Origin of the sequence: Thioalkalivibrio sp. ALE14 (genome assembly GCF_000376845.1) — a bacterium.
Lineage (GTDB): Bacteria > Pseudomonadota > Gammaproteobacteria > Ectothiorhodospirales > Ectothiorhodospiraceae > Thioalkalivibrio.
The window spans coordinates 1-18319 of record NZ_AQXY01000018.1 but is presented as its reverse complement, the minus strand read 5'-3'; the positions used below and the strand labels follow the sequence as shown (position 1 = coordinate 18319).

General features: G+C 68.7%; 17 protein-coding genes and 1 pseudogene. 8 read left to right on the top strand and 10 right to left on the bottom strand.

What is annotated here, in order from left to right:
- Positions 1–103: 103 nt before the first annotated feature.
- From lipB to ppa, 9 genes are all read right to left on the bottom strand, one after another.
- Positions 104–808: a lipoyl(octanoyl) transferase LipB gene (gene lipB / locus F572_RS0101855; RefSeq protein WP_017940538.1), complete on the bottom strand. Its 705-nt coding sequence runs from the start codon at positions 806–808 to the stop codon at positions 104–106.
- Positions 805–1068: a YbeD family protein gene (locus F572_RS0101850; protein ID WP_017940537.1), complete on the bottom strand. Its 264-nt coding sequence runs from the start codon at positions 1066–1068 to the stop codon at positions 805–807. The genes lipB and F572_RS0101850 overlap by 4 nt, the downstream gene beginning before the upstream one ends.
- Positions 1065–1961: a D-amino acid aminotransferase gene (locus F572_RS0101845; RefSeq protein ID WP_017940536.1), complete on the bottom strand. Its 897-nt coding sequence runs from the start codon at positions 1959–1961 to the stop codon at positions 1065–1067. Before F572_RS0101845 ends, F572_RS0101850 begins: the two co-directional genes overlap by 4 nt.
- Positions 1962–1975: 14 nt before the next feature.
- Positions 1976–3235: a D-alanyl-D-alanine carboxypeptidase family protein gene (locus F572_RS0101840; RefSeq protein WP_017940535.1), complete on the bottom strand. Its 1260-nt coding sequence runs from the start codon at positions 3233–3235 to the stop codon at positions 1976–1978.
- Positions 3236–3321: 86 nt separating this feature from the next.
- The gene (locus F572_RS0101835) at positions 3322–4314 is read right to left on the bottom strand and encodes a septal ring lytic transglycosylase RlpA family protein (RefSeq protein WP_017940534.1); all 993 of its coding nucleotides are present in this window, start codon (positions 4312–4314) and stop codon (positions 3322–3324) included.
- A complete protein-coding gene (mltB, locus tag F572_RS0101830; RefSeq protein WP_017940533.1) occupies positions 4271–5302 on the bottom strand; it encodes a lytic murein transglycosylase B in 1032 nt (343 codons plus the stop codon). Before mltB ends, F572_RS0101835 begins: the two co-directional genes overlap by 44 nt.
- A complete protein-coding gene (gene rodA / locus F572_RS0101825; RefSeq protein WP_017940532.1) occupies positions 5299–6417 on the bottom strand; it encodes a rod shape-determining protein RodA in 1119 nt (372 codons plus the stop codon). The genes mltB and rodA overlap by 4 nt, the downstream gene beginning before the upstream one ends.
- On the bottom strand, positions 6414–8291 hold the full coding sequence (gene mrdA / locus F572_RS0101820) for a penicillin-binding protein 2 (protein ID WP_017940531.1): 1878 nt from the start codon (positions 8289–8291) through the stop codon (positions 6414–6416). Before mrdA ends, rodA begins: the two co-directional genes overlap by 4 nt.
- 113 nt (positions 8292–8404) lie before the next feature.
- Positions 8405–8941, bottom strand: a complete 537-nt coding sequence (gene ppa / locus F572_RS0101815; RefSeq protein WP_017940530.1) for an inorganic diphosphatase — start codon at positions 8939–8941, stop codon at positions 8405–8407.
- 264 nt (positions 8942–9205) lie between these two features.
- Here ppa and F572_RS0101810 point away from each other — a divergent pair, with 264 nt between their 5' ends.
- Genes F572_RS0101810 through F572_RS0101775 form a run of 8 tightly spaced genes read left to right on the top strand, consistent with a single transcriptional unit; the run spans position 9206 to position 17669 of the window.
- Entirely contained in the window at positions 9206–9847 is a 642-nt protein-coding gene (locus F572_RS0101810; protein WP_017940529.1) for an adenylate kinase, read from the top strand.
- Between the two features lie 7 nt (positions 9848–9854).
- Positions 9855–12104: an LPS-assembly protein LptD gene (locus tag F572_RS0101805; RefSeq protein ID WP_017940528.1), complete on the top strand. Its 2250-nt coding sequence runs from the start codon at positions 9855–9857 to the stop codon at positions 12102–12104.
- Complete coding sequence (locus tag F572_RS0101800; protein ID WP_017940527.1) at positions 12088–13530, top strand: peptidylprolyl isomerase; 1443 nt, start codon at positions 12088–12090, stop codon at positions 13528–13530. The genes F572_RS0101805 and F572_RS0101800 overlap by 17 nt, the downstream gene beginning before the upstream one ends.
- Positions 13496–14554 (top strand): 4-hydroxythreonine-4-phosphate dehydrogenase PdxA, encoded by a 1059-nt coding sequence (gene pdxA, locus F572_RS0101795; RefSeq protein WP_017940526.1) that lies wholly within the window; start codon positions 13496–13498, stop codon positions 14552–14554. Before F572_RS0101800 ends, pdxA begins: the two co-directional genes overlap by 35 nt.
- A complete protein-coding gene (rsmA, locus tag F572_RS0101790) occupies positions 14551–15354 on the top strand; it encodes a 16S rRNA (adenine(1518)-N(6)/adenine(1519)-N(6))-dimethyltransferase RsmA (RefSeq protein ID WP_017940525.1) in 804 nt (267 codons plus the stop codon). Before pdxA ends, rsmA begins: the two co-directional genes overlap by 4 nt.
- Positions 15355–15388: 34 nt before the next feature.
- Positions 15389–16366 (top strand): glucokinase, encoded by a 978-nt coding sequence (locus tag F572_RS0101785; protein WP_017940524.1) that lies wholly within the window; start codon positions 15389–15391, stop codon positions 16364–16366.
- 56 nt (positions 16367–16422) lie between these two features.
- Positions 16423–16821 carry a Co2+/Mg2+ efflux protein ApaG gene (gene apaG / locus F572_RS0101780; RefSeq protein ID WP_017940523.1) on the top strand — a complete coding sequence of 133 codons (399 nt, stop codon included), beginning with the start codon at positions 16423–16425 and terminating at the stop codon, positions 16819–16821.
- Positions 16822–16835: 14 nt separating this feature from the next.
- Positions 16836–17669, top strand: coding sequence for a symmetrical bis(5'-nucleosyl)-tetraphosphatase (locus F572_RS0101775; protein ID WP_017940522.1), 834 nt, complete (start codon positions 16836–16838; stop codon positions 17667–17669).
- A 261-nt stretch (positions 17670–17930) separates the two neighbouring features.
- On the opposite strand, the pseudogene F572_RS15870 reads toward F572_RS0101775, so the two are convergent.
- A pseudogene (locus F572_RS15870) lies at positions 17931–18138 on the bottom strand (hypothetical protein).
- Positions 18139–18319: the final 181 nt, after the last annotated feature.

Genomic DNA, 18319 nt, shown 5'->3' with positions numbered 1-18319 from the left:
GTAAACACCGGACGACGAACCGGGACCAGCCACAACCAGGCAGGCGGCACGAAAAGCTCCAAAGGCTAGGGCATGGCCAGCCTTCGGAAACGCGGGCGACGTGTTACGGCGCCGGGCAACGCCCCAGGGCCTGGACCCGCACCAGCTCGGCTGGCAGCGCCGGCTCATGCAGGAATGGAGAATCCCGGTCCGGGAATAGCTGTGCGGCGAGATTCGCCAGGAGCGCGTCGCGAACGCGGTCGATTGCGACCGGCCCGGCCAGGAGCGCCTGCATGGAAGTGGTCGCCAGGCCCGCATAGCCACAGGGGTTGATCCGCGCAAACGGCGCCAGCAGCGGCGCAACGTTCAGGGCGAGGCCATGGATGCTGCGGGCATGCCGCACCCGCAAGCCGAGTGCCGCGATCTTTGCGTGCCCGACATAGACGCCGGGCGCATTCGCCCGACGTTCGGCCGCGATACCCCATTGGGCGAGCGTCTCGATGATGGCCTGTTCCAGGCACTCGACCAGACGCCGCACGCCAATCCCGAGCCGCCTGAGATCCAGCAGAGTGTAGATGACGAGTTGGCCGGGCCCGTGATAGGTGATCTGCCCGCCGCGGTCGATCGCCACCACCGGCACGGCCCCGGGATCGAGCAGGTGTTCGGGGCGGCCATTGCGCCCCTGGGTGAAGACCGGGGGGTGCTGCACGCACCACAGGGCGTCGGGGTCAGCGGCCCCGCGCTCGCGCCCGTGGAGCTGCATCGCCTGCCATACCGGGACGTAGGGCTGCAGCCCGAGTTCGCGTACCTCGACCCGCCCAGGCGTCACAGGATCATGCGCACCCGGTCGCAACGGCCCAGGGACCGGTAGAAGGCGTCCAGTTGTTCCTGGCTGGTCGCGGTGAAGGTGATGGTGATGCCGACAAAGCGGCCGGCGCGCGAGGCGCGCTGCTGGATCACCGCGTCCTCGGCGTCGAGATGTTCCGCCACACAGCCCTCGACCGCTTCCATCAGCTCCGGGTGGGCGTCACCCATCACCTTCACCGGAAAACGGCAGGGAAACTCGATCAGGGTCTCGCGATCGCTCATGCGGCACCTCCGGACTGCAGGGGTTCACGCACATGCGCACCATGCGCACCGGGCTTGGCCGCCTGGTAGGCAGCGTGCACGGCCCGCCATACCGGTCCGGGTTGGCCCGTGCCCACGGCGCAGTCATCCAGGCGCGTGACCGGGAGGATCTCGCGCGTCGAACTGGTCAGCCATATCTCCCCGGCCCGGGCCAGCTCGTCCGCGCTGACCGCGCGCTCCTCTACCGGATAACCCAGCTCGCGCGCCAGGTCGAGCACCCGCAAGCGGGTCACGCCCGGCAGCACCGACGTATCCAGCGGCGGGGTCAGCACCTGTCCATCCAGGATCACGAAGACATTGCTTGCCGCGCCCTCGGTCAGCTGGCCGTCCCGCAACAGGATGGCCTCGGCGGCGCCCTGTTCGGTCGCATCCTGGCGATTCAAGACATTGGCCAGCAACGTGGTGGCCTTGATGTCGCAGTGCCCCCAGCGGCGGTCCTCGGCCGTCACGGCCGCCACACCCTCCGCGCGGATGGTGTCGGGGAGGGGACGGATCGGGCTGACCATCGCCAGGACGGTCGGCCGTGTATCCGAGGGGAAGGCATGGTCGCGCGGGGCCACGCCACGAGTCACCTGCAGGTAGACCCCGAGATCGGGTGTCGCGGGATCGGCATTGCGCGCCAGCAGCTCCGCCAGCACCGCGCTCCACCCCTCACGATCGAACGGGTTGGGGATGCGGATGGCCGCCAGGGACCGCGCCAGCCGCTCGAGATGGTCGGGCAGCAGGAAAAACTCGCCGGCATAGCTGGGGATGACCTCGTAGACCGAGTCCCCGAACAGGAAGCCGCGGTCCAGCGGCGAGATCCGCACCTGCTCCAGCGGCAGGTAGTCCCCGTTGAAATAGGCAATGCTCACGGGTAACCCGCAGTTCAGAACGGCCAGGCCGCCTGGATACCCAGGGCCGCGCCATCCCAAAGGCGACGGACCAGACCGCCCTGCTCCACCGGCTGCAACGCGACCAGCGGCTGGGTCCGGATGACCTCGCCATTCAGGCGCACCACGACCTCGCCCACTGCATCGCCTGCGGCGAGCGGCGCCTCCAGGGGCTGGTTCACCTCCATCGAGGCATCCAGATCCTCCTCGCGCCCCGGCGGGACCATGACCCAGAAGTCCTCGGCCAGGCCCACGGCCACCTCGGTCTGTGCCCCGCGGTAGATCCGTGGCGTTCCCAGCTCGTGCCCGCCATCAAATACCTTGCGGGTGGCGGTAAACCGCATGCCCCAGTTCACCAGCGCCTGGGATTCGTTCGCACGGCGCGTGCCGCCCTGCTGATGATCGGCTGCCTCGATACCCATGACCACTGCCACCAGCCGGCGGTCGTTGCGCTTGGCGGACGAGACCAGATTGTAGCCCGCGCTCGAGGTCCAGCCGGTCTTCAGGCCGTCGAATCCGGCATCGCGCCACAGCAGCATGTTGCGATTGCTCTGCGAGATGTCGTTGTACTCGAAGGAGCGTTCGCTGTAGTAGCCGTAGAGATCCGGAAAGTCCCGGATCAGGGCCCGAGCGAGCAGCGCCATGTCCTGCGCGGTGGTGTACTGCCGCTCGTCGGAGGGCAGCCCGTGCGGGTTGGCAAAGTAGGACTGGCGCATCCCCAGTTCGCGGGCCTGGGAATTCATCATGTCGACGAAGGCCCCTTCGGAGCCGGCGACATGCTCGGCCAGGGCGGTGGAGGCATCGTTGCCCGACTGAACGATCATCCCGCGCAGCAGGTCCTCGACCGCGACCTCCTCGCCGACCTCGATAAACATGCGCGATGCCCCGGTCATCCCGGTCCGCCAGGCGCGTTCACTCACCGTGACCACGTCATCCAGCGCCATGCGGCCGTCGGTGATCTCGCCGAACACCGTGTACGCGGTCATCAGCTTGGTCAGGCTGGCCGGCTCGCGTTCCACCAGCGGGTCCCGGCTGGCGAGCAACAGGCCGGAGTCGAAATCCATCAGCACATAACTCGCCGCCGTCACGTCCGAGGGCGGCCGCGGGATGCCGCCAGGCACGCTGGCGCCGGTGCCGGCCACGGGCAACTCCGACTCCTGCGCCTGCGCTGGAACCAGCGCGAGCACGAGCGCCAGGATCACCGGCAGGCAGGCCATCAACAGCGGCAGAAACGGGGTGCGGACGGACGAATTCATGATTGGGAAGGACCTCCTGAAGGACCGGTCTACGATAGCAGAACTGGGGCCCGGAACGGGCCGGACAACAACGGGAACAAGGGCGACTACGGCGCGTCGTTCACCACGCGGTAATCCACATGCGCCGCGCCTTGCAGACGATCGGTAATCGAGCGGACCGCATCGCCGTCGGGCAGCGGGCCGATGCGCACGCGATGCAGTTCCGCCCCGTTGTCGCGCTCGACGCTGGAGATCCGCACCGGCTCGAACCCGAGCGCACGCAGATCCTCGCGCACCTGCTCGGCCGAATGGCGTTCGGCAAACGCACCGACCTGCACGAAACGCCCGGGCCCGGCCGCCTCGCCATTGGAACGGGCCGCGGCCGGCGCGGCATCCTGCGGCTCGGCCGCGGCCTCCGGCCGGGGCGCTGCGGCCACCTCGAGCGGTGCAGGCTCCGGTGCCTCCGCCACCCGCGCCGGTGCTGTATCGCCCGGACCCACCGACCGGATGCGCACGCGCGCCACCCCGGCATCGGTCATGTCGATGCGATGGGCGGCGGCGTAGGAAAGATCGATGATGCGCCCGTCGACGAACGGCCCGCGATCGTTCACCCGCACGACCACCCGCTTGTCGTTGTCCAGGTTGGTGACCTCGACGTAGCTCGGCAGCGGCAGCGACTTGTGGGCCGCGGTCATCGCGTACATGTCATACGGTTCCCCGCTGGAAGTGCGCCGCCCGTGAAACTTGGTTCCATACCAGGACGCGTAGCCCTCTTCCTCGAAGCCGTCGCTCGTCCGCAGGGTGCGATAGCGCTGACCGAAGACCTCGTACTCGGGCGGATTGCCGTAGCGGCTGGGCGGCTCGTCGCGCGGTTCCGGTTCCGGGATCAGGGCCAGATCCTGTGGCACATCCGCAGGGTCGGGGTAGCTGTCATACGCGGCATCGCCCAGCGGGCGATCCGGGTCGGCCTCGCGGTCGGGCGTGGACGAACAACCCGCCAGAATCAGCGCCAGCGAAGCCGCGAACGCGGCGCAGCCCGCACCCGCCCGGCGTGGGTTATTCCGCCAGCGCCTCGGCCAGCTGATGGACGGCCATTGCATACAGCGGGCTCCGGTTGTAGCGGGTAATCACGTAGAAATTGGGATACCCCAGATAGTACTCGTAGCCATCCTCACCCTCGAGGCGGATGAACGAGTACTGGCCATCCTCGTCCACGGCCTCGTCCGGGTAGATGCCGTGTTCGGCCAGTTCGTCCAGACCGAAGCGGGCCTGGTAGTTGCGGCTGATCAGCGCCTCGTGGGCATCGCCCTCGACCCGGGCCTGCGCCACCACCGGCTCGCGGTGGTTCCAGTGGTGCTCGCGGAAGTAGTTGGCCACCGACCCGATCGCGTCCGGCCAGGAATTCAGCAAGTCGCGCTGGCCGGAGCCGTCGAAGTCCACCGCATAGTGGCGATAGCTGGACGAGATGAACTGGCCACGCCCCATGGCGCCGGCGTAGGAGCCGCGCGTCTCGCGCGGATCGAGGCCTTCCTCGTCCACCAGCGTCAGGAATTCGCCCAGCTCGCGGCGGAAGAAATCCGACCGGGGCGGGTAGTCAAAGCCCAGGGTCACCAGGGCATCGAACACGCGGAAGCCGCCGGTGTTGCGGCCGTAGTAGGTCTCGACCCCGATGATCGCGGCAATGATCTTCGGCTCCACGTCAAAGCGGTCCTCGGCCCGCTGGAGCCAGAGTTCGTGCTCCTGCATGAACTCGCGCCCGCGCTCGATGCGCGCATCGGTGATGAAGATCGGACGGTAATCCTTCCACGGCCGGGCCTCGGCTGGGCTCGAGATCAGGTCGAGGATGCGCTGCTGCGGGTCGGCCGCGGCAAACATCGCCTCCAGGGCCTCGCGCTCGCGGCCGGCCTCCACCTGCTCGTCAATGAAGGCCTGGACCTCGTCGCGCTCGAGATACGGCGGATCGCCGGCGCGGAATTCACTTTCCGCCGCCACCGGAAGCGACACGGCCACCAGGGACAGCGCCAGTCCGACCGGCATCAGGAACGGACGGGCCAGGCGGGTCCATACGGGGCTCAGGGTCAGAGTCATCGATTCACCAGGCGTTTCTGGGAGGCTATGCTCATGAGAATACCGAAGGCGACCATCAGGGTCACCAGAGACGTTCCCCCGTAACTGACGAGGGGCAGCGGCACGCCGACCACCGGCAACAGGCCGGTCACCATGCCGATATTGACTACCATGTAGACCGCAAAGGTCAGGCTGATACTCCCGCCCAGCAACCGGGCATAGCGGTCTTGTGCCAGCGCGGCGATCCACAGCCCGCGCGCAACAATCGCAAAATACAGCAGCAGCAACAGCGCGACACCGATAAAGCCGAATTCCTCGGCGTAGACCGCAAAAATGAAGTCGGTGGAGCGCTCCGGCAGGAACTCGAGCTGCGACTGGGTCCCGTTCAGCCAGCCCTTGCCGTACAGACCGCCGGAGCCGATCGCGATCTTCGACTGGATGATGTGATAGCCGGCCCCCAGCGGATCGGACTCCGGGTTGAACAGGGTCAGCACCCGCTGGCGCTGATAGTCCAGCATCTGTGACCACAGGATGGGGACCGCACCCGCGACCGCCACCCCGAGCCCGACAAACCAGCGCCAGCCAAGCCCCGCGAGGAAGATCACCAGAAAGCCCGCGGCCCCGACCAGCATCGAGGTCCCGAGATCCGGCTGCTGCATGATCAGGTAGACCGGAACCAGGATCAGCGCGGCGGTCACCACAAGATCGCGGAAACGGGGCCGCCCACTGCGCAGCGACAGATACCAGGCCACCATCATCGGCACGGCCAGCTTCATGATCTCCGAGGGCTGAAAGCGCATGAAGCCGAGGTCCAGCCAGCGCTGCGCACCCTTGCCGACATCGCCGACCCACATCACCGCCAGCAACAGCAAAACCCCGGCCACGAACAGCCACGGCGAGATCGCGCGCAGGCCATGCAGCGATATCTGGGCCACCAGCAGCATCGCAACCACCCCCAGGCCGATGCGCATCAGCTGACGCTCGACCGCCACCACGCTCTCCCCGGACGCACTGAACAGCACGGCCAGCCCCAGCAGCAGCAGGATGGACAGCAGCACCAGCAGCACGCTGTCCAGGCGCAGGCTGCGCAGGACCCACTGGCTGATCGACATCTCGCGGCCGGTCACGCTGATCATTCGTCCTCCGAGGCCTCGAGGGTCATACCCGCCCCCTCCAGCAGATAGGCATCCATCACCTGGCGAGCCACGGGCGCGGCCACCCGGCCGCCGGAGCCCCCGTGCTCGACCAGCACCGCGACGGCGATCCGCGGATCCTCGGCCGGGGCGTAGCCCACGAACAGGGCATGATCCCACAGGCGCCGGGCCAGCTCCTCCTCGTCGTACTCCTCGTCCTCGCCCAGGCTGAACACCTGCGAGGTGCCGGTCTTGCCGGCAATGGTGTATTCCGGACGGGTGCTGCCGACACTGCCCCACGCGGTCCCGTGACGGGCATTGACCGCCTCCACCAGGGAACCGTGGATCGCGTCCCAGTGCTTTTCTTCGACGACAACCGGCTCGCGTGTCACCGGCAGCGGATATTCCGGCTCCCCGGTCCCGTTATCCATCGCGCGCAGCAGATGCGGCTGGTAGCGCTCGCCACGGGCGGCCAGCGCCGCGGTGAAATCGGCCATCTGCAGGGGCGTGGACAGCATGTAGCCCTGACCGATCGCGGTAATCAGGGTCTCGCCGGGGAACCAGACCTCGTTATGCGTGGCCCGTTTCCAGTCGCGACTGGGCAGAATCCCGGAGCGCTCCCCGGTGGAGTCGATCCCGGTGCGCTGCCCTACCCCGAACGCGCCCAGGATCGGCACCATGCGATCAATCCCCATGGTATGGGCCAGATCGTAGAAATAGACGTCCGAGGACACCGCGATGGCGCGGGACATGTCCACCCTGCCATGGCCCTCGCGACGCCAGTCACGATAGCGCCGCTCGTGCCCCGGAAGCTGGTAATACCCACGGGCGAACATCTCGCGCTCGGCAGTCGTGACTTCTTCGTCAAGCGCCGCCAGCGCCACCAGCGGCTTGACGGTCGAACCCGGCGGATACTGGCCGCTCAGGGCACGATTGAACAGCGGCCGGCGCTTGTCATCGCGCACTGCGGCAAAATCGGCCTGCGAGATCCCGTGGACAAAGGCCTCGGGATCGAAACCGGGGGCACTGACCAGCGCCAGCACCTCCCCGTTGTCCGGATCGATGGCCACAATGGCGCCATCCCGCCCGGCCAGCGCACGATAGGCCGCCTGCTGGAGATTCACGTCCAGGGTCAGGGTCAGGTCCGTACCCGGTTGCGGCGGCGTCACCGACAGCTCGCGGATCACCCGGCCCTGGGCGTTCACCTCCACCTGGCGATAACCTGGCCGACCGTGGAGCAGTTCCTCGTAATAGCGCTCGATGCCACTCTTGCCGATATGCGAGGTGCCGGCATAGGCGCTTCCGTCCACCCGCTGCAGATCCTGCCGATTGATGCGCCCGACGTAGCCGACCGCGTGCGAGAACTTGGAGCCAAGCGGGTAGAAACGCAGCGGGCGCGCCTCGATTTCGACCCCTGGCAGCTCGTGGCGCGAGACCGCAATGCGCGCCACCGTTTCGTCGTCCAGCCCGGCCTTCAGCAGCACCGGCTGGAACGGCCGGCGCTGGCGCACGCCGCGGCGAAAGCGCTCGACATCCGCCTCGCTCAGCTCCAGATACCCCCGCAGCCGGGCCAGCAGGGAATCGAGATTGCCCGCCTGCTCGACGGTGATCTCCAGCTGATAGGACGCGCGATTCCCCGCCAGCAGGACACCATTGCGGTCGCGGATAACCCCCCGCGTGGGGGCGATCGGCTCCACCCGCAGGCGGTTGTTCTCCGACAGCGTGGTGAAGTGCGAATGCGCGCCCACCTGCAGCCCCGACAGCCGCCAGCCCAGCGCCAGCAGGATGGCCGCCAGCACCACCAGCGCCAGCAGGATGCGCACAACGAAACGCTCGCGATCCTGCTGTTCCTCGCCGTAGGCGTCGCGTTCGGCCATCTCAGGAGGTCACGACGCCACGACCCGGCCCGGCGAGCGCCCACGCGAAAGCCGAACCGTCCCACAGGGACGGCCCGGCACCTGCCGACCGCTGCATGCAGCGCGTCGCGGCGTCAGATCTTGCTCTTCTGGTAACGCTTGTAGCTGGCAACAATCTCCGCCTTGGCTTCCTCGGCGCCAACCCAGCCTTCCACTTTGACCCACTTGCCCTTCTCCAGCTCCTTGTAACGCTCGAAGAAGTGCTTGATCGAGTCGAGCAATTCCTGCGGCACGTCTTCCGGGCCCTGGAACCTCTTGGACTGCGTGCACAGCTTGTCCACCGGCACCGCCAGGATCTTCGCGTCCACCCCGGCCTCGTCGGTCATCTTCAGCATGCCGATCGGACGCGAGCGCACGACCGAGCCCGGCAGAAGCGGCACCGGGGTGATGACCAGCACGTCCACCGGGTCATCGTCTTCCGACTCCGTGTTCGGAATGAATCCGTAGTTGCACGGGTAGAACATCGCGACCGCCATGAAGCGATCGACCACCAGGGCGCCGCTGTCCTTGTCCATCTCGTACTTGACGGGCTGGCCCTGGGTGGGGATCTCGATCACCACGTTGATGTCGTTGGGGAGATCCTTGCCGGCTTCGATCTGGTTAAGGTCCATGCTTGAGTAGTTTCCGATTGCTTTGAAGAGCGCTGGATTATACAGGGGAGAGCCCCCGCAATGGCACCCGTCGTCCGACCGACCCAGGAGACACCGGCGGGATCGCGCGGTTGCGGCGCATCGGCCTCAGGCGGTATAAGACCGCGCTCGGGAAACGGTTTGTGCTGGTTTTCTGCCAACCGTTCACCGGAGCCATTCACCGTGCCGCTCGATACCCGGCTTGTGCCGCGGTTCGCGCGCGGCACCGGGCAGCAGGAGTGAATCATGCGCATCGTCCTGATGGGTGCACCGGGGTCCGGCAAGGGCACCCAGGCCAAGAAAATGGTCGCCACCTTCGGTATCCCCCAGATCTCCACCGGTGACCTGCTCCGCGCTGCGGTCGCCGCCCAGACCGAACTCGGGAAGCAAGTCGAGGACGCCATGGAGTCCGGTAATCTGGTACCCGATGACCTGGTCCTGGGCCTGATTCGCGACCGCCTGCAGGAGCCCGATGCGCAGAAGGGCTTCATCCTCGACGGCTTCCCGCGCAATGTCGCCCAGGCCGAGGCCCTGGACACCATGCTGGCCGACATCGAATCGCCGCTGGACCGCGCGATCCAGATCGACGTCCCGTTCGAGGAGCTCAAGCAGCGCCTGACCGGCCGCGTCTCCTGCGGGGACTGCGGCGCGGTATTCAACACCCATACCTTCCCGCCACAGAAGGAAGGCGTGTGCGACCTGTGCGGCGGCGAACTGATCCACCGCGCGGACGACAACGAAGAGACCGTGGTCAATCGCCTCAAGGTCTACGAGGAACAGACCCAGCCGCTGATCGAATACTACGATCGTCACGGCCTGCTCAGGCACGTCAATGGCACCCGCGACATCGAGCTGATCTTCGACGAGATCCGCCAAATGCTGTCCTGAACCCGGGATGAGCCGCCGCCCCGCAAGCCCCGTGCCGCGGCCTCGCCTGATCGCGCGGCAGATCGCGGTGGGCCTTGGCCTGGTGACCGCCGCACTGCTCCCGCTGGCGCTGTCCGCGGAAGAACGCCCTTCGGGATGCGAGTTCGCCCCGGACGTCGAATGGCCCGAACTGCGCACCCTGAAGGGTGGCCTGACCGAGATTGATGCCGATCACGTTCGCCGCGAAGGCGAACGCGTATCGGCCTCGGGCAACGTCCAGCTGTTCGAAGGCGGACAGCGCCTGGACACCGACTTCCTCGAATACGATCGCGCCTCCGGCACCGCCCGCACCGAGGGCGACACCCGGCTGTTCGACGGGGACCTGCTGCTGCACACCCAGGGCGGCGAGTATCGCCTGGATGCCGAGACCGGCGAGTTCCGGAGAATCGATTTCCTGGTGCAGTCCATCCCGGCCCGGGGCAGCGCGGCGCTGGGCGTTCAGCAGGCCCCGCACCTTCACGACTTCGAGGATGCCGAATACACCACCTGCCCGGTCGGCAACGACTCCTGGTGGCTGCGCACCCGCGATCTGGAACTCAATCGCGAGACCGGCGTGGGCGTGGCCCGCAACGCGACGATTCGCTTCAAGGGCGTACCCATCGCCTACACCCCGTACATCAACTTCCCGCTGGACGACCGCCGCAAGAGTGGCTTCCTGCTGCCCAGCGCAGGCACCGGCGGACGCACCGGGTTCGATTTCGCGACGCCCTGGTACTGGAACATCGCGCCCAACTACGACGCCACCTTCACGCCGCGCATCATGCAGGACCGCGGCGTGATGCTCGGCACCGAGTTCCGCTACCTCCAGCCGCGGCACAATGGCGTACTCGACGTGCGCTACCTGCCGGACGACCGCGAAACCGGCGAGGACCGGCACTTCGCCCAGTGGCGCCACCAGACCCGGATCACCTCTAACCTGAACCTGCGCCTCGACGCCGCGGACGTCTCCGACCGCGAATATTTCTTCGATTTCGGCAACTCGGACCGCTATGGAGGCTCCACGCCCTTCCTGCGGCGCTCCGCCGATCTGACCTGGAACCAGCCCGCCTACCGCCTGCGCACGCGCATCGAGGACTACCAGATCGTCGACCCCGAGCTGAGCGCCGCCGGCGAGCCCTACCAGCGCCTGCCGCAGATCACCCTGGAGGCGGGGGAATACCTGGGCCACGGCCTGTCCTGGGACCTCGACACCGAGCTGGTGCGCTTCGAGCGCAGCGAGGACCAGTCCGGGCGCCCGCTGGGCACCCGCCTCGACCTGAATCCCGAGGTGCGCTGGCGCCATGACACCGGCGGCTTCTTCTTCGAACCCGCCGCCGGGGTCCGCCATACCCGCTACGAACTGGACCGCCGCGCCCAGGACGACCGTCCGGAATCGATCAGCCGCACCGTGCCGCGCGCCTCCATCGACACCGGGCTGATCTTCGAACGTTCCATCGCCAATGGCCGCCTGCAGACCGTGGAGCCACGCATCTTTTACGGCTACGTGCCCTACCGGAACCAGGACGACATCCCGATTTTCGATACCGGCGAGGCCGACTTCAGCTTCGACAACCTGTTCAGCCTGGACCGCTTCGTCGGCGCCGACCGCGTGGGCGACACCCACCAGGTCACCACCGCCCTGACCACCCGCATCTTCGACCAGCAGACCGGCCGCGAACGCCTGAGCCTGTCCGTCGGCCAGATCCACTACCTCGAGGACCGCGAGGTCCGCCGGAGCCCGGGACAGGACCCGCTGACCGACTCGCGATCGGACCTCGCGCTGGAGGGACGCGTGCGCATCGGCGACGCCTGGAGCGGGCGCGGTTCCATCCTCTACAACCAGGACGCCGGCGAGACCACCCTGGCGGCGGTCTCGGTCGGCTACAGCCCCAGCGAACGCGCCCGGATCAACCTGGGCTATCGCCAGCGCGAGGCCGGCGCGCGCTCCATCGACCAGACCGATGTCTCCGTGATGTGGCCGGTCACCGAGCGCATCGACGCCATCGGTCGCTGGAACTACAGCCTGCAGGAAGAGCGCGACCTCGAACTTCTGGCCGGGCTTCAGTATCGTAGTTGCTGCTATGGTATCCGCGTGGTGGCGCGCCGCGCGTACGCCTTCGACGAGACCTACGACAACTCGATCTATTTCCAACTCACACTGGACGGCCTGGCACGGTTCGATTCCGGTGTGGATTCGCTATTGCGCGAGGGTATTGCCGGATATGACGCACGTCCCTGAACAACGCCGCCGCGGCAAGGCCCGCACCTTGCTGCCGCTGCTGGCCGTCCTGCTGTACGGCATCGGCCTGCCGGCCATGGCCCAGACCAGCGGGCCCGCGACTGGCGGTCTCTCGCAGGGCGCGGTCGAGGCCCCGGTCACGCCCGGTGCCGCCCGCGACAGCGGGGCCCCGGCCGCCCCCATTACCCCCGAGGGCGACCGCTTCACCGACCGCATCCTGGCGGTCGTCGGCGACGACGTGATCACCCAGCGCGAGCTGGTGGAGCGCATGAACCTGGTCGCCCAGCAAATGATGGAGCGCGGCAACCGCCCACCGGATCAGGACACGCTCGCGCGCCAGGTGATGGAGCGCCTGATCGTCGAGCGCGTGCAGCTGCAGGAGGCCGAGCGCGTCGGCATCAACATCGACGAGATGACCCTGAACCGCGCGATGGAGAACATCGCCCGCGAGAACCGCATGACCCTGCCGCAGCTGCGCCGGGCGCTGATGCAGGATGGCGTGGACTTCAATGCCTTTCGCGAGCAGATCCGCCACGAGCTGACCGTTAACCAGCTGCAGCGCCGCCAGGTGGACCAGCGCGTCCGCGTCTCCGACCAGGAGATCGCCGACCTGATCGCCTCCGAGAGCGGCGCCATCGACCGCGGCGTGCGCTACCGCATCGCACAGATCATGGTGGCCCTGCCGCAGGGCGCCGATGCCGGGCAGATCGCCGAGGCCCGCGAAAAGGCTCAGGCACTGCGCCAGCGGGTGCGCGAGGGCGAGGACTTCGCCACCGTTGCCATCAGCGAATCGGAAGGGCCCCACGCCCTGGAAGGCGGCGATCTCGGCTGGCGCTCCGCCGGCGAGATCCCCACGGTATTCGCCCGCGAGGCCGTGCTGATGCGCACCGGCGAGGTCAGCGAGGTCCTGCGCTCGCCCAGCGGTTTCCACATCATGAAGCTGCTGGACCGCGAGGGCGGTGACCAGACCCGCGTGCAGCAGACCCGCGTGCGCCACATCCTGATCAGTCCGGACCAGGTGCGCAGCGACGAGGACGCCCGCCGCCAGGCCCAGTCCCTGTACAACCGCATCCGCGAGGGCGCGAGCTTCGAGGACCTGGCGCGCGCCAACTCGGACGATCCCGGCTCGGCCGCCCAGGGCGGCGCCCTCGGCTGGGTCAGCCCGGGCGAGCTGGTACCCGCCTTCGAGGAGGCCATGCAGGCGCTGGAGCCGGGCGTGGTCAGCGAGCCGGTAGAGAGCCAGTTCGGCTGGCACATCATCGAGGTCCTGGAGCGCCGCGAGGTGGACACCTCGCGCGAGCAGATCCGGGCCCGCGCCCGCGAGATCCTGCAGAACCGCAAGCGCGAGGAAGAGCTCGAGCTGTGGCTGCGCCGCCTGCGGGACGAGGCCTATGTCGAATACCGGGTTGACGGCTTCGGCTCCTGATCCGCGCGGGGCCCACCCGGTCCCGCGCCTGGCCCTGACCGCCGGTGATCCCGCCGGGATCGGGCCCGATCTCCTGATCGCCATGGCCCGGCAGCGCGGCCAGGCCCAGCGTGTCGCGATCGCCGATCCCGGCGTCCTGGAGGCCCGTGCCCGCCAGCTCGGCGAGTCCCTGCGCCTGGTGCACTTCGACCCGGAACGCCCGCGCGAGGCCACTCCGGCCCACACCCTGGAGATCCTTCCGGTGCCCGTAGCGGCCCCGGTGGTCGCGGGCACCCTGGACCCCGCCAATGCCGAACACGTGCTGGACCTGCTGGCCACGGCCGCCGACGGCTGTCTGGACGGCCGCTTCGAGGCCATGGTCACCGGCCCGGTCCACAAGGGCGTGATCAACCGCGCCGGGATCGCGTTCAGCGGGCACACCGAGTGGCTGGCCGAACGCGCCGGGGCTTTGACGCCGGTGATGATGCTGGCCACCGAGGGCCTGCGGGTCGCGCTGGTCACCACTCACCTGCCCCTGCGCGCGGTCCCCGACGCCATTACGCCCGAACGCCTGGAGGCCGTGACCCGCGTCCTCCACCACGACCTGCGGCGCGACTTCGGCATCGCGGAACCCGTGATCGCGGTCTGCGGCCTGAACCCGCATGCCGGCGAGGACGGCGTCCTCGGACACGAGGAGATCGAGATCATCGGCCCCACCCTGGATCGCCTGCGGGAGGCCGGCATGCACCTGCGCGGCCCGCTCCCGGCCGACACCGCATTCACCCCGCGCGCGCTCGAAGGCGTCGACGCGGTACTGGCCATGTATCACGACCAGGGGCTTCCGGTCCTCAAGCACTCTGGCTTCGGCGGCGCGATCAACGTCACCCTGGGCCTGCCCTTCATCCGCACCTCGGTGGACCACGGCACGGCACTCGACCTGGCCGGCACGGGGCGCGCCGAGGTCGGCAGCTTCCAGGCCGCCGAGCGCCTGGCCGAGACGCTTGCGGCCCGCGCCGCCGCCCGCCGGAGCACCACCAGGGCATGACCCGCATCAAGACCTCGTCGCCGATCCGCAAGCGCTTCGGCCAGAACTTTCTCCACGATACCGGCGTCCTCGCGCGCATCGTCGCGGCGATCGACCCGCAGCCAGGGGACGCAGTGCTCGAGATCGGCCCCGGCCGCGGGGCCCTGACCGCCGCGCTGCTGGAACGCCTGGACCACCTGGTGGCGGTGGAGATCGACCGCGACCTGGCCGCCGGGCTGCGCGCCGGTTTCCCGCCGGAGCGCCTGGAGCTGCACGTCGGCGACGCCCTCGACATGCAGCTGGCCGAACTCGGCGCACTGCCCGAGCGGGGCTGGCGCGTGGTCGGCAACCTGCCCTACAACATCTCTACGCCACTGATGTTCCACCTTCTGGAGCAAGTCGGCGCGATCCGCGACATGCACTTCCTGCTGCAACGCGAGGTCGTCGAGCGCATGACCGCCGTGCCCGGCAGCAAGCGCTACGGACGCCTGACCGTGATGCTGGCCGCCCGCGCCTCGGCGACGGCCCTGTTCACCGTGCCGCCCGGGGCCTTCCACCCCCCGCCCAAGGTCTACTCCAGCGTGGTGCGCATCACGCCCCTGGCCGAGCCACGGGTCGCGCCCGCGCTGTACCCGACCTTCGCCCGGGTGGTCAACCAGGCGTTCTCCAGCCGCCGCAAGACGCTGCGCCGCGGACTCTCCGGCCTGGCCGAGATCGCCGACCTCGAGGCCGCCGGCCTGGATCCGGGAGAACGCCCCGAGAACATCGACATCGGCGGGTTCGAGGCCCTGGCCCGGCGCCTGCACGACGCGGTCAACTGAACAGCCGGCGCCCCCGATCGGCTACCATGACCCCATGGACCTGATCGTTGCCGATGTCGGCGGAACCAATACTCGCGTCGCCCGCGCCCACCGCGAAGCGGATGGCTGGTCCCTGCACGACACCCGGCGCTACCCCAGCCGCGAGCATCCGGACCTCGCCAGCATCCTCGAGCGATGGCGTGCCGAGGTTGCGACGGTGGATGCCTTCGCGGCCGCCGGTCTCGCGGTCGCCGGGCCCGTGCATCAGGGCCGGGCACGCCTCACCAACCTGAGCTGGCCACCGCTGGAAGCGGCCGCCCTGGCCGAGCGCCTGGACATGCCGGTCACCCTGGTCAACGACTTCGCCGCCATCGGGGCCAGCCTCGACGCCCTGCAGCCCGGCGACTGCGAGACCCTGCAGGCGGCCACGCCCGACCCGGCCGGGCTGCGCCTGGTCGTGGGGGCCGGCACCGGCCTGGGCACCTGCCTGGTGGGGCCTCCCGGGGCCACCACCATCTACCCCGGGGAAGGCGGCCACGCCCGCTTCTCGCCCAGCGGGCCGGAAGAGGCCGCGCTGGCCGACTTCGTCGCCCGCGAACTGGGATACTGCACGCGCGAGCACCTGCTGAGCGGGCGCGGGATCGCCCGTATCGGCCACTTCGAACTGGACCGGCAGCCGGACCCGGATCTGGCAAAGGCCCTGGGCACCCCGGATCCCGCTGCCGCCATCGGCGAACTGGCGCACGCCGGCAACCCCGCCGCCGCGGCCGTAATCGAGCGTTTCGTGGGCCTCTATGCCGGCCAGCTGGCGGATATGGCCCTGACCGCCCTGCCCACCGGCGGGGTGTACCTGGCCGGCGGCATCGCCCCACGCTGGGTCGACACCTTTCGTGGGCCGCGCTTTCGCAGCGCCTTCCGTAATCGCCCACCGATGACCCACCTGCTTGAGCAATTGCCCGTGGCCCTTATCATGCATCCCGAACCGGGCCTGCTCGGCGCAGCCGTCTGCGCCAGCCGGTCCGTGAAACCCTGAGCCGGGGCGGCCCGCGCACAGGCGTTTCCCGCTCACGAACCCGGAGCCCCAACCGCATGAATCAGCCCCAAGAGCACGACGCCGAAGCCCATACCATCGAGATCGAGGTCTCCACCGCCTATGTGGAAGACCAGTCCGAGCCGGATGACGATCGCTACGTGTTCGCCTATCACGTGGTAATCCGCAACGCGGGAGCGCTGACCGTACAGCTGCTCAACCGCCACTGGATCATCCGCGACGGACGCGACCAGACCCAGGAGGTCCGCGGCGAGGGCGTAGTCGGCGAACAGCCGAGCATCGAGCCCGGTGACAGCTTCGAATACACCAGCGGCACCGTCATCGAGACCCCGGTGGGCACCATGGAGGGCACCTACGGCATGCGCGACGAACGCGGCAACACCTTCGACGCGCCGATCCCGCCGTTCACCCTCTCCGTCCCGCGCACCCTGCACTAGGTCGGACGGACACGATGGCACTGTACGCCGTTGGCGATCTCCAGGGCTGCCTGGCCCCGCTGGACCGGCTTCTGGAGCAGGTCCGGTTCGACCCGGCAGTGGATCACCTCTGGCTGGTCGGCGACCTGGTCAACCGGGGGCCCGATTCGCTGGGCTGCCTGCGCCGGGTCATGGCTCTGGGCGATGCCGCCACGACGGTTCTCGGCAACCATGACCTCCACCTGCTCGCCACCGCCCAGGGCGTACGCACGCCCGGCGGCAAGGACACCCTGCGCGCGGTGCTGGACGCCCCGGACGCCGGCGAGTTACTGGACTGGCTGGCGCGGCGCCCGTTGATGCATTCCGACGCGGCCAGCGGCTGGACGATGGTACACGCCGGGATCCCGCCCGCCTGGGACCTGGATACCGCGCAGGCCGAGGCGCGGCGGGTCGAGGCCGAACTGAGCGACCCGTCTCGCCGATGCGCCTTTCTGGAGGTCATGTTCGGCAACGAGCCGGCGCAGTGGAGCCGCGGTCTCGAGGGCTTTGATCGCCTGCGCTACAGCGTCAACGCCTTCACCCGCATGCGCTACCTCGCCGAGGACGGGGCCCTGGAGTTCAGCGGCAACGGGCCGCCCGAGGAGGCCTCTCCCGACCTTACGCCCTGGTTCCGGATGCCGGACCGCGCGGCGGCCGGGCATCCGATCGTGTTTGGCCACTGGGCGGCGCTCGGCCATCGGGTGGGGGCGGACTGGCTGGCGCTGGACAGTGGCTGTGTCTGGGGCAACTGCATGACTCTCGCGCGCCTGGACGACACCGGGGGCGATCCGGCCCGCGTCACCACCTGGCAGACGCCCTGCCCCGCCTGACCCGGCTGCTACCGCGCGCCACCCTCCGGGCACTCGCCCTACGTCCGGCCGTCTTCCTTGTTGTGGCTGGTTCTGGTTCCGCATCGGGTGTTTACGTGCCTTCGTCCGGCCGCCTGCCAGGCGCTGACTCGCCAGCGCGCCGCGAGGTCCTTTCTTGCTTGTCCAAGAAAGGACCCAAAGAAGGACACCCGCAATTCGCCCGGGGACCTTGCTCCGGACGCACCAGGCCGGCGGCGCTGAACTCGCTACGCTGCGCTTCGCTCAGACATCCAGCGCCTTGTCTCCGGCCTGGCACGCCCTCCGCAAGGGGCTCATATCGGGATGGGCAGGTCCAAACAGGCGGTATCCCCGCACTGCTGCCTGACCACAGGCATCGCGACCTGAACGCCCCCGGCGCCCGCTACGCGGGCGCGGCACGCAACGGCCGCAGGCCGAGCGTGCCCAGGATGTTCGAAGACCTAGCCATCATCCACTGGCAATAACAACGGGATAGCCGTTGTCTTGACCTCCCTCCCCGTTGTCGTCGCGCCGAGTGGAGAGGCTTTTCGCGGGAGGAGAGGCGCTGGATGTCTGAGCGGAGCCGAAGGCGTAGCGAGTTCAGCGCCGCCCGCGAAAAGCCTCGGAGCGAGGGAAACCCCGGCCCGCGCAGC

Coding starts and splice junctions, on each gene's coding strand:
- mrdA (WP_017940531.1), bottom strand. CDS start 8,291: ATGGCCGAACGCGACGCCTACGGCGAGGAACAGCAGGATCGCGAGCGT.
- mltB (WP_017940533.1), bottom strand. CDS start 5,302: ATGACTCTGACCCTGAGCCCCGTATGGACCCGCCTGGCCCGTCCGTTC.
- F572_RS0101810 (WP_017940529.1), top strand. CDS start 9,206: ATGCGCATCGTCCTGATGGGTGCACCGGGGTCCGGCAAGGGCACCCAG.
- F572_RS0101835 (WP_017940534.1), bottom strand. CDS start 4,314: ATGCAATGGCCGTCCATCAGCTGGCCGAGGCGCTGGCGGAATAACCCA.
- rsmA (WP_017940525.1), top strand. CDS start 14,551: ATGACCCGCATCAAGACCTCGTCGCCGATCCGCAAGCGCTTCGGCCAG.
- F572_RS0101775 (WP_017940522.1), top strand. CDS start 16,836: ATGGCACTGTACGCCGTTGGCGATCTCCAGGGCTGCCTGGCCCCGCTG.
- F572_RS0101840 (WP_017940535.1), bottom strand. CDS start 3,235: ATGAATTCGTCCGTCCGCACCCCGTTTCTGCCGCTGTTGATGGCCTGC.
- F572_RS0101800 (WP_017940527.1), top strand. CDS start 12,088: ATGACGCACGTCCCTGAACAACGCCGCCGCGGCAAGGCCCGCACCTTG.
- F572_RS0101805 (WP_017940528.1), top strand. CDS start 9,855: ATGAGCCGCCGCCCCGCAAGCCCCGTGCCGCGGCCTCGCCTGATCGCG.
- apaG (WP_017940523.1), top strand. CDS start 16,423: ATGAATCAGCCCCAAGAGCACGACGCCGAAGCCCATACCATCGAGATC.
- rodA (WP_017940532.1), bottom strand. CDS start 6,417: ATGATCAGCGTGACCGGCCGCGAGATGTCGATCAGCCAGTGGGTCCTG.
- ppa (WP_017940530.1), bottom strand. CDS start 8,941: ATGGACCTTAACCAGATCGAAGCCGGCAAGGATCTCCCCAACGACATC.
- pdxA (WP_017940526.1), top strand. CDS start 13,496: ATGTCGAATACCGGGTTGACGGCTTCGGCTCCTGATCCGCGCGGGGCC.
- F572_RS0101850 (WP_017940537.1), bottom strand. CDS start 1,068: ATGAGCGATCGCGAGACCCTGATCGAGTTTCCCTGCCGTTTTCCGGTG.
- F572_RS0101785 (WP_017940524.1), top strand. CDS start 15,389: ATGGACCTGATCGTTGCCGATGTCGGCGGAACCAATACTCGCGTCGCC.